This window comes from Brevundimonas sp. UBA5936, from assembly GCA_002430835.1.
In the GTDB taxonomy this organism is placed as follows: domain Bacteria; phylum Pseudomonadota; class Alphaproteobacteria; order Caulobacterales; family Caulobacteraceae; genus Brevundimonas.
On record DJDA01000131.1, the window covers coordinates 1 to 9026 of the forward strand.

The window sequence follows — 9026 nt, forward strand, 5'->3', positions numbered from 1 at the left end:
ATCGCCGAATGGGCGACGAACCTCTTCTAGGTTCAGCCCGCGTCGGTCTGGCCGCTGAGGCCCTGCATGATCATGCGGTTGATGTCGATCAAGGTCGAGAAGTCGTCCTCGCCGCGCATGACCTCGGAGGTGTTGCGGTTGACGAACAGGCTCAGGGAAATGAACTGAGCCCGCATCGCCTGGGGCATGGCGTTGTCGGGGTCCGAGCAGGCCGTCGCCAGCGTCGACCACAGGCGGCGGTTCCAGTCCAGGGCGTCCATCCGCCCGGCGACATCCGACTTGTCCAGGGTCGAGGCGTGCATCAGGGCGCGCGTCACCTGGCCGAACAGCCGGTATTCCATTTCACGCGGTGATTCAGCCCGCGTCGCCGCCGTCTTGTACGCCTGAAGCGACATTGCCGAGCCTTTGGTCTTCGTAATCAACGATTTTGCGAGCGCCCATCAGGGCCTTGTAATACTGGCGCGCCAGCACGTGCTTGGAGCAGGCGACGCATTCCGTCAGGATGTCCGGATTGCGCACCGCCCCCATGAACTCCGTCAGGCGCAGCGCGAATTCATCATAGAATTTGGGCGCTTCCGACTCATCCAGATACATCATCATGACGGGGAAATAGATGCGGCGCGCAGGCGTGGTCACGTCCTCGGGCTGCATGATGTCCTTCTCGCGCAGGACGCTGGCCTTGTTCTGCAGGACCAGAACGCCGCGACGGTCGCCGTTCTGCACGACGGCCCCGTTCAGCACGAATTTCTCGCCGGGCTTCAGCGACAGTTTCAGAGGCAAGGGAAGGTCTCCGTGGCGCCGCCCTCACCGTGACGGCCGGCCGCTGAAGAACTGTAAAGCAACGTGGTTAACCATCCCTTCACTTCGAGCGATCCCCAGCGTCACGATCGCGCAGACGGGAACGCCCCGCCCAGCAGAGCCGTTGACCTTTCGGAAGGGAGACGACGATGGCAGGACCGGAATTCGAGGCCGACGGCCAGGACCAGGCAGAGGTCTACGACGAGACCCATCTGGACGATGAAGGCGACGGCGATCTGTCGTTCGACGAAGCCGACGACGTGCTGGACGTCACCCAGTTGGACGGGGACGCCGACGCCGAACCCTTTGACGAAGACGACGCCGATCTGGACGCTGATCTGGCGCTGGACGGCATAGAGGCCGAAGCCGACGCCCTGCTGGGCGTCAATGGCGTGCGGCTGAGCGAGGCCGACAGCGACGGCGCCACGGCCTCGGGCGCGAACGAGATCGAGTTGGTCTACGCCGGCTTGATGCGCAACCAGCGCGGCGCCCAGGCCAGCGCCGCCCACTGGGAAGCCAAGCGCCTCTCTGACGACGACATCGAGGATCTGGGCTACGGCCCCGAGCAATGAGGGATTCCATGACCGAACATCATCCGACCAAGGCCCAGGAAGACGCCGACCCGAACACCCCCCCGGCCAAACGCGCGCCGCACCAGCACGGCAAGCCCGACCAGTTGAAGGACAAGGAAAAGGAAGCCGAGAACCGCCAGGAAGCCCTGATCGACGAAGGCGTCGAGGAGACCTTTCCCGCCAGCGACCCGGTATCGGCCAAGCGCATCACCTGACGCTGCCGCCTGTTCACGCGCATCTCTTTAAGCTACCTGCTCCTTTCCCCCGGAATGGAGCAGGTTTCGCATGAGCCGGTTCGAAGGCACGTCCAACTACATCGCCACAGACGACCTGAAGGTCGCCGTCAACGCCGCCGTGGCGCTGGAACGGCCGCTGCTGATCAAGGGCGAGCCGGGCACCGGCAAGACGGTTCTGGCCTATGAACTGGCCCGCGCGCTGAACGCGCCGCTGATCACCTGGCACGTCAAATCGACCACCAAGGCCCACAACGGCCTGTATGAATACGACGCCGTCAGCCGCCTGCGCGACAGCCAGCTGGGCGACGAGCGGGTCCACGACGTCCGCAACTATCTGAAGAAGGGCAAGCTGTGGGAGGCGTTCACCGCCCCGGTCCGCCCTGTCCTGCTGATCGACGAGATCGACAAGGCCGACATCGAGTTCCCCAACGACCTGCTGCAGGAACTCGACCGCATGGAGTTCTACGTTCAGGAAACGGACGAGACGATCCGCGCCGAGATCCGCCCGGTGGTCGTCATCACCTCGAACAATGAGAAGGAGCTGCCGGACGCCTTCCTGCGCCGCTGCTTCTTCCACTACATCCGCTTCCCCGACGCCGAGACCATGCAGGACATCGTCGAGGTCCACTTCCCCGGCATCAAGCCGCGCCTGGTGTCGGAAGCCCTGAAGACCTTCTATGAAATCCGCGACACGCCGGGCCTGAAGAAGAAGCCCTCGACCTCGGAACTCCTGGACTGGCTGAAGCTGCTGCTGGTCGACGACGTGGCGCCGGAGACCCTGCGCGAAAAGACGCCGGGCAAGCTGATCCCGCCGCTGCACGGCGCCCTGCTGAAGAACGAACAGGACGTGCATCTGTTCGAACGCCTGGCCTTCATGGCCCGCCGCGACGGCGCCCGTCCCGGCGGCTGATTTCAGCCGCTTTCCCGTCGTCTTTCGATTACCGCGATTTCACTGGTCCCGCTGCGCTTATGGCGCACAATCGGGGCCTGGAGTGGAGCCGACCATGCAACACATCACCTGGCCCGTTATCGCCCTGGCGCTGATGACCGCCGCCTGCGACAACGGCGGCGCGGTGCGCATCACCACCTCCACGACCTCGGATTCCTCGGGCGTGCTGAAGGTGGTCGACGCCCTGCAATGCCCCCAGACCCAGGGCGTGCTGACGCGCAAGGGTTCGGCCCGCGCCGACGGCTCCTGCGTCTACAGCGGCCCGCGCGGCTCGGAAGTCGTCCTGCGCCTGGTCCAGTTGGACGGCCGTTCGGCGCAGAACGCCCTAAAACCCTTCGAGACCCGTCTCGCCGCCGAGTTGCCCGAGGCCATGGCCCAGGTCGAAGCCGAGAACGCCCGCGCCGAAGCTGACGCCGCCAGGGCGGAGGCCGACGTCGCCAGGGCCGAGGCGGACGCGGCTCGCGCCGAGGCCGACGCCTCTCGTGCTGCGGCCGACGCCGCTTCCGGCGACTCCGCCCACGTCAGCGCGCCCGGCGTGCGCGTCGACGCCCAGGGCGACAAGGCCACGGTCCGCCTGCCGGGCATGAGGATCGACGCCGACGGCGACCGCGCCAATATCCGCATCGGCGGCCTGACCATCCGCGCCGACGACAAGTCCAGCCGCGTCGATGTCTCGTCCGGAGACGACGCCGTAAAAATCGAAGCGACCGACGGCGCCGCCCGCATCCGCACCAGCGCCGCCGGAGAATCCGTCCGTTCGACCTTCCTGATGACGGCGGACGAACCTTCGGCCAGCGGCTGGCGCACCGTGGGGTATGAGGCGCGCGGCCCGGTCGGCGGCCCCATCGTCGTCGCCACAGTGCGCAGCAAGGACCGCGATCCCGACCGCCTGTTCGACGCCGCCAAGGCCTTGGTGACGCTCAACGTCGGCGATTAACCCCCATCTATCGCAACGGCCGCCCTTGATCGCGCGTTCGGTCTGAGTCACCAGCCTGAGCATGCGCAGCATCAAGACCTTGGCCGAAGAAATCGAAGACGCCGGCCCCGCGCCCCGAGTCCGCAAACCCAAGCCGCCTCGCGCCTGGCAACGCATGTTGTCCGGCCGTCGCCTGGACCTGCTGGATCCCTCGCCGTTCGACATCGAGATCGAGGACATCGCCCACGGCCTGGCCCGCGTCGCCCGCTGGAACGGCCAGACGATCGGCGAGCACGCCTTCTCGGTCGCCCAGCACTCGCTGGTGGTCGAGGAGATCGCCGCCCACATCCGGCCGGGGCTGGAGCCGAAATGGCGCCTGGCCGCCCTGCTGCACGACGCCTCGGAATACGTCATCGGCGACATGATTTCGCCGTTCAAATCGGCGCTGGGCGCCGGCTACAAGGACTTCGAGGCCCGGCTTGAAGCCGCCATCCACGTTCGTTTCCAACTGCCGCCCAAGACGCCGCAGACGATCAAGACCCTGATCAAGAAGGCCGACAAGGCCTGCGCCTTCTATGAGGCGACCCAGTTGGCCGGCTTCACCCGCCGCGAGTCGCTGCAGATCTTCGGCGCCCCGCCGCCCGGCTATGATCTGATCATCGAGCCCCAGCCCGCCGCCATCGCCCAGCAACGCTATCTGGACCGCTATCGCGTTCTGGCCGAAGCTGTCGGCATCCTGCCCGGCGCCGACGCCTGGCACACCGAGTAGTCGGGCGCAGCACAGAGCGGCGGACGCAAGGGAGACATATGGCGCAGGCGCGGACGGAGGCTTCATCCTCCCACACCGGCATCCGGATCGGCCTGTCGGCGGTGATCATCGCCCTGCGGGACCGCGAAGCCGTGGTTCTGACCACCCACGCCCCCGACGGCGCCCCCGCCCTGCCCTTCGGCCCCTTCGACCCCGCCCGCGACCGCACGTTCGAACTGGCTCTGCGCGCCTTCGTGGCCGACCAGACCGGCTTCCCGCTCGGCTTTGTCGAGCAACTTTACACCTTCGGCGATCTGGGCCGCGACGCCCCGCGCGCCACGCCCGGCCCGGACCAGGCGCGCGACATCTCGGTCGGCTATCTGGCCCTCACCGCCGATGCGCCCGATGACCCCAGTTTCGGCGCTTCGGGCCGCGACGCCGCCTGGACGCCCATCTTCCACGTCTTCCCCTGGGAGGACCGCCGCCAAGGCCCGCCCGCCGTCATGGAACGCCTCGCCCCCGGCCTGACCGCCTGGGCGGGCGACGACGCCGCCCGCAGGGGCCGCGTGGACGCGCTCTTCGCCCTGTCTCCCGGCGCCCGCTGGAACGAGGAGCGCGTGCTGGACCGCTATGAGCTGCTCTATGAAGCCGGCCTGGTCGAGGAGGCCGCGCGCGACAACGGCCGCCCCGCCCCCGCTTCGCCAGGCGACCTGCCCATGGCGTCCGACCACCGCCGAATCCTGGCCACAGGCGTCGCCCGCCTGCGCAGCAAACTCAAATATCGGCCCGTCCTGTTCGACCTGACGCCCCCGACCTTCACCCTGTCGATGTTGCAGGCGGCGGTAGAGGCGGTCGCGGGCCTTTCCCTGCACAAGCAGAACTTCCGCCGAGGGGTCGAACGCACCGGCCTGGTCCAGCCCACGGGCGTTTTCACCAGCGACACCGGCGGCCGCCCCGCCGAACTGTTCCGCCACGTCCGCCCCGAACCGGGCGACAGCGGCGCCTTCGGCCTGTCTCTTCCCGGACAGCGTTGAACAGCCGTTCAAATTTCTTCCCCGTCATGGCTTGCAGCCATCGCAGCCTTTGATTAGAGAAGCCGCTCGCTCAGCCCCATTAGGGACTTTCGGCCTGCGGAGAGGTGGCAGAGTGGTTGAATGTACCGCACTCGAAATGCGGCGTACGTGGAAGCGTACCGGGGGTTCGAATCCCCCCCTCTCCGCCATTATTTCCTGACAAACTGACCCGCCCATCAGGACGTCCGCGCCTGATCGCGCCCTGATCAGCCGAAGCGCTCGATGCGTAAGGCCTCCATCCATTGTGGAGACGGTTGCCCGAGGGCGAGTTGCTCCATCGCCTCGGCGGTGACGGCGGCCAGCGTCAGGCCCAGATGCTGGTGCCCGAAGGCGTAGTGGATGGCCGGATGCGCCTGAAGCCTGCCGATCGCAGGCAAATAGTCCGCCAGGGTCGGACGCGGCCCGCACCAGCGGTCCGGCGTGTCGGAGAAGGCGATGCCCAGCGCATTGAGATGCCCCTCGATCTGACGCCATTTGCGTGGGTCCGGTGGCGCCGACGGCCGACCGAACTCGACATGGCTGGAGGCGCGCAGCCCCCCGTTGAACCGCGCCACGGCGAGGGCGCGATCCTCGAACACCGTCAGCGGCAGGGCTTTAGGCCAATCATGCTGCGCGGACTGGACCGAATAGCCGCGCTCCCCGATCAGAGGAACGCGCACGCCAAGCGGCGCCAGCAGCGACGCTGACCACGCCCCCGCCGCGACGACGATCCGCTGGGCGTCTACGGTCCCCCCGTCTTCCAGAACGATCTCGACGCCGTCGGATACGGGCCTCAGGCGGCGGACATCGGCCTGAAGGATGCGCCCGCCCTGCTTCGTGAAGGCGGTCGACAGGGCGTCGCGGACGCTCTGGGGTTCACTGACCTGTCCCGTGCCGGTGAAGCGGATGCCCCCGGCAGGGCGTGTTTTCAGGACCGCGTCATAGGCGGCCAGCTCCTCCGTCTCCATGGGGCGAAAGCGGGCGCTTCCCGTGCGCGCGCCGCGCCAGGCCGCAAGTCCCCGTCTCGCCGCCTCGGGCGTGGACCAGACGACCGCGTGGCCAGTCGGGCGGATCATGTCATCCGGCGCTTCGGCCAGGGCCGCCAATCGCATCCAGGCGCCCAGAGGATCATCAAGAAGTCGCGCTAGGATCTCGGCGCCGTGCGCGGCCGCCGCCGGGCGAGACGCCGCCAAAAACCGCAGCGCCCACGGCCCCCACGACGCCACGTCTCGCGCCCGAAAGTCCAGCGGACCGCCGAAAGCGAACAACCGGCCGAACGCGCTTTTCAGGGTCGCGGCCGAGGGCATCGGTTCGCACTGTTCGGCGGCGATGTGGCCGATGTTGCCGAAGGAGGCGCCGCGTCGCGGATCGCCTCGGTCGATCAGAATCGTCTCGAAACCCGCCGTCTGAAGCCTGAGAGCCGTCGCCGTTCCGATCAGGCCGCCGCCGATGACCGCCCAGCGCTGCGGCGTTCTCATGCAGAAGCGCCCTCTCCGAAGGGATCGTCCAGGCTGTGCGACGGTTCGGTGAACCAGACCGGCCCGCTCTCGGTCATGTAGAAATGATCTTCCAGACGCACGCCGAACCGGCCGGGAATGACCAGCATCGGCTCGTTCGAGAGGCACATGCCGGGCTCCAGCGGCGTGGCGTCGCCGCGCACCAAATTCGGCGCCTCGTGGATGTCCAGGCCGATGCCGTGGCCGGTGCGGTGCGGCAGGCCCGGCAGGCGGTAGTCAGGGCCGTAGCCGAGGCCGGTCAGATAGCCGCGCGCGGCGTCATCGACGCTGTGGCACGGCGCGCCGAGGCGGGCGGCGGCGAAGGCGCGGGCCTGGGCCTCCTTCTCGTGCGCCCAGACGCGGCGGAAGTCGTCCGTCGGTTCGCCGAAGACATAGGTGCGGGTGATGTCCGAGTGATAACCGTCGACCAGAGTGCCCGTATCGATCAGCACCACGTCGTCAGCCTGCAAAGCGCGGTCGCCCTCGCCGCCGTGGGGCAGGCAGGTGTCGTCGCCGAAGGAGACCAGGCAGAACCAAGATCCGCCCTCCCCGCCCAGGGCGCGGTGTTCGGCGTCGATGAAGGCCATGACCTCCGACGTGCGGACCCCTGCCTTCAGCCAGTGGCGTGTGCGGCGCTGGACCTCCAGCGTGATCGCCTTGGCGCGAGTCAGCAGCGCGATCTCGGCGGGCGACTTGAGGCTGCGCTGGGCCAGGATCAGCGGCGCGCCGTCGATGACGCGATCCGCGCCGAGCGCCCGGCTGAGGCCCAGCCAGATGAAGGTCGCCGCCTGATCGTCGACCGCCAGGACGCCGCCCTCTGGCAGACGCCCCGCCGCCAAGGCGTAGGGGCTCTCCTCCTCCTCCCAGGTCAGGATGTCGCCGGCAATGGCGTTCGGCGCCGCCGTCAGCCCCGCGACCTTGTCCAGCTCGAACCGGGGACAGACGTATTCCACCCGACCGTCGGCGTGGATCAAGGCCCCGGTCAGCCGTTCCGAAGGATGCCAGTCCAAGCCCGTATAGTAGCGCAGCGAAGCGGTCGGGCCGAGCAGCAAGGCGGCCGTCCCCTCCGCCTTCAGCCGTGCAGCCAAGGCCTGAATGCGAGCGCGCCGCTCGGCGGCATTGATGGGAGCAGCGGCGGGGGGAAGAAACGTCATGAGATCAACGTATATAGTATATGATTTACGACTCTGCTTCTTTCATGGCTTGGGGCCTCGAGCAAGAGCCGTAGGGTTAGCAATAGCCCTGTCGCCTCGACAGGCGCGCGCGCCCGGAAAACGCGCCCTTGCGCGTGACCATGATCCGTTCGGCGAGCGGGCCACGGCGTGACGATATGGCGCAAAAACGCCCTTTCGGACGAACCTTATAACAGATTGCCTTCAACTCGGCCCTTTCCTACCTAGGCGGCCATGCCTCGGTCGATGATGACATTGGCGAACCTCTTCGCGGCCTTGATGCTGGTCATCGCCGTATTTGTGGTTGCGCCTGCGGCGGATGCGGCGACCTGCGCGCCCGACGCCGCGATCGCGCATCAGACCATGGACATGGCCCACGGCCAGAACGGGGAACACGTCCAGGACGGATCCAAGGGCGATCACGACCGCATGGGCGGCGAGATTCACGGCCACTGCCATCACCCCGGCGAGCGCCAAACCGGCGGCGAGATGACCATCGCCAAGCCCCAGGCCCAGGCCAGCCGCTACATCCTGCGCGACGACAGCACCGTGTCGTTCGCCTCCGACGGACTGAAGCGCCCGCCCAGAAGCTGATCGGAAGTCTGCGCCTTCGCGCACCCTTCTTCTGATCATCTCTGGAAATCAAATATGTCTCCGACACATCGTCGTCGGCCGCGTCTGGCGGTCGGCTGCGCGCTCGCCGCGATCGCCGTTTTCGGCGCCGTCCCGGCGTGGGCGGATCCCGCGCCCTCCTATGGCGAACTGCTCGCCCAACTGGGGCAAACGCCCTCCGCCGTCGAAGCGGACGCCCTGAGCGACGCCGCCGAGGCGCGCGTCCGTCAGGCCCGCGCCCGGCCCAATCCCAACCTGTCCATCGACCTCGAGAACGTCGTCGGGTCCGGCCCCTATTCCGGTCTCAGCGCAGGCGACCTCAGCCTGGCGTTCAGCCAGGATCTGGAGCTGTGGGGCCGTCGTCCCGCAAGGGTGAACGCCGCCCGCGCCGACGCGGGCGCGGCGGCGTTGCGCCGCGATCTGACCGTGGTCGACACGGCCGGGCGACTGGCCCTGATCTACGCCGAGGCCGAGG

Annotated in this window: 12 protein-coding genes and 1 tRNA gene; 9 read left to right on the forward strand and 4 right to left on the reverse strand. The window is 67.8% G+C overall.

The features are described from left to right. Positions 1-32 precede the first annotated feature (32 nt). Both flaF and flbT read right to left on the reverse strand, forming a co-directional pair. The gene (flaF, locus tag B2Y21_RS13610; RefSeq protein WP_087141384.1) at positions 33-395 is read right to left on the reverse strand and encodes a flagellar biosynthesis regulator FlaF; all 363 of its coding nucleotides are present in this window, start codon (positions 393-395) and stop codon (positions 33-35) included. Continuing rightward, on the reverse strand, positions 355-780 hold the full coding sequence (gene flbT / locus B2Y21_RS13615; RefSeq protein WP_087141383.1) for a flagellar biosynthesis repressor FlbT: 426 nt from the start codon (positions 778-780) through the stop codon (positions 355-357). Before flbT ends, flaF begins: the two co-directional genes overlap by 41 nt. Positions 781-947: 167 nt before the next feature. Here flbT and B2Y21_RS13620 point away from each other — a divergent pair, with 167 nt between their 5' ends. The 7 genes from B2Y21_RS13620 (at position 948) to B2Y21_RS13650 (ending at position 5441) form a co-directional block, all read left to right on the forward strand. Continuing rightward, positions 948-1370, forward strand: a complete 423-nt coding sequence (locus B2Y21_RS13620) for a hypothetical protein (protein ID WP_292060376.1) — start codon at positions 948-950, stop codon at positions 1368-1370. An 8-nt stretch (positions 1371-1378) separates the two neighbouring features. After that, complete coding sequence (locus B2Y21_RS13625) at positions 1379-1585, forward strand: hypothetical protein (protein WP_292060377.1); 207 nt, start codon at positions 1379-1381, stop codon at positions 1583-1585. A 70-nt stretch (positions 1586-1655) separates the two neighbouring features. Further along, positions 1656-2516, forward strand: coding sequence for an AAA family ATPase (locus B2Y21_RS13630; protein ID WP_200215775.1), 861 nt, complete (start codon positions 1656-1658; stop codon positions 2514-2516). A 94-nt stretch (positions 2517-2610) separates the two neighbouring features. Then, positions 2611-3492, forward strand: coding sequence for a methyltransferase type 11 (locus B2Y21_RS13635; RefSeq protein ID WP_292060378.1), 882 nt, complete (start codon positions 2611-2613; stop codon positions 3490-3492). 154 nt (positions 3493-3646) lie between these two features. Further along, positions 3647-4240, forward strand: a complete 594-nt coding sequence (locus B2Y21_RS13640; RefSeq protein WP_087141399.1) for a YfbR-like 5'-deoxynucleotidase — start codon at positions 3647-3649, stop codon at positions 4238-4240. A gap of 38 nt (positions 4241-4278) precedes the next feature. Next, a complete protein-coding gene (locus B2Y21_RS13645; protein WP_292060379.1) occupies positions 4279-5253 on the forward strand; it encodes an NUDIX hydrolase in 975 nt (324 codons plus the stop codon). A 98-nt stretch (positions 5254-5351) separates the two neighbouring features. After that, a tRNA-Ser gene (locus B2Y21_RS13650) sits at positions 5352-5441 on the forward strand. A 57-nt stretch (positions 5442-5498) separates the two neighbouring features. Here B2Y21_RS13650 and B2Y21_RS13655 read toward each other — a convergent pair. Both B2Y21_RS13655 and B2Y21_RS13660 read right to left on the reverse strand, forming a co-directional pair. After that, on the reverse strand, positions 5499-6749 hold the full coding sequence (locus B2Y21_RS13655; protein WP_292060380.1) for an NAD(P)/FAD-dependent oxidoreductase: 1251 nt from the start codon (positions 6747-6749) through the stop codon (positions 5499-5501). After that, positions 6746-7921, reverse strand: a complete 1176-nt coding sequence (locus tag B2Y21_RS13660) for a M24 family metallopeptidase (protein WP_292060381.1) — start codon at positions 7919-7921, stop codon at positions 6746-6748. Before B2Y21_RS13660 ends, B2Y21_RS13655 begins: the two co-directional genes overlap by 4 nt. A gap of 273 nt (positions 7922-8194) precedes the next feature. On the opposite strand from B2Y21_RS13660, the gene B2Y21_RS13665 reads away from it, so the two are divergent. Beyond that, complete coding sequence (locus tag B2Y21_RS13665) at positions 8195-8533, forward strand: hypothetical protein (protein WP_409514761.1); 339 nt, start codon at positions 8195-8197, stop codon at positions 8531-8533. 54 nt (positions 8534-8587) lie between these two features. Further along, positions 8588-9026, forward strand: a 439-nt coding sequence (locus B2Y21_RS13670) for a TolC family protein (protein ID WP_292060382.1), incomplete at its 3' end; no start/stop codon positions are given.

Excerpts from the sequence above, each read along its gene's own strand:
- flaF (WP_087141384.1), bottom strand. The coding sequence starts at position 395 with ATGTCGCTTCAGGCGTACAAGACGGCGGCGACGCGGGCTGAATCACCG.
- B2Y21_RS13620 (WP_292060376.1), top strand. The coding sequence starts at position 948 with ATGGCAGGACCGGAATTCGAGGCCGACGGCCAGGACCAGGCAGAGGTC.
- B2Y21_RS13625 (WP_292060377.1), top strand. The coding sequence starts at position 1,379 with ATGACCGAACATCATCCGACCAAGGCCCAGGAAGACGCCGACCCGAAC.
- B2Y21_RS13630 (WP_200215775.1), top strand. The coding sequence starts at position 1,656 with ATGAGCCGGTTCGAAGGCACGTCCAACTACATCGCCACAGACGACCTG.
- B2Y21_RS13635 (WP_292060378.1), top strand. The coding sequence starts at position 2,611 with ATGCAACACATCACCTGGCCCGTTATCGCCCTGGCGCTGATGACCGCC.
- B2Y21_RS13640 (WP_087141399.1), top strand. The coding sequence starts at position 3,647 with ATGTTGTCCGGCCGTCGCCTGGACCTGCTGGATCCCTCGCCGTTCGAC.
- B2Y21_RS13645 (WP_292060379.1), top strand. The coding sequence starts at position 4,279 with ATGGCGCAGGCGCGGACGGAGGCTTCATCCTCCCACACCGGCATCCGG.
- B2Y21_RS13655 (WP_292060380.1), bottom strand. The coding sequence starts at position 6,749 with ATGAGAACGCCGCAGCGCTGGGCGGTCATCGGCGGCGGCCTGATCGGA.
- B2Y21_RS13660 (WP_292060381.1), bottom strand. The coding sequence starts at position 7,921 with ATGACGTTTCTTCCCCCCGCCGCTGCTCCCATCAATGCCGCCGAGCGG.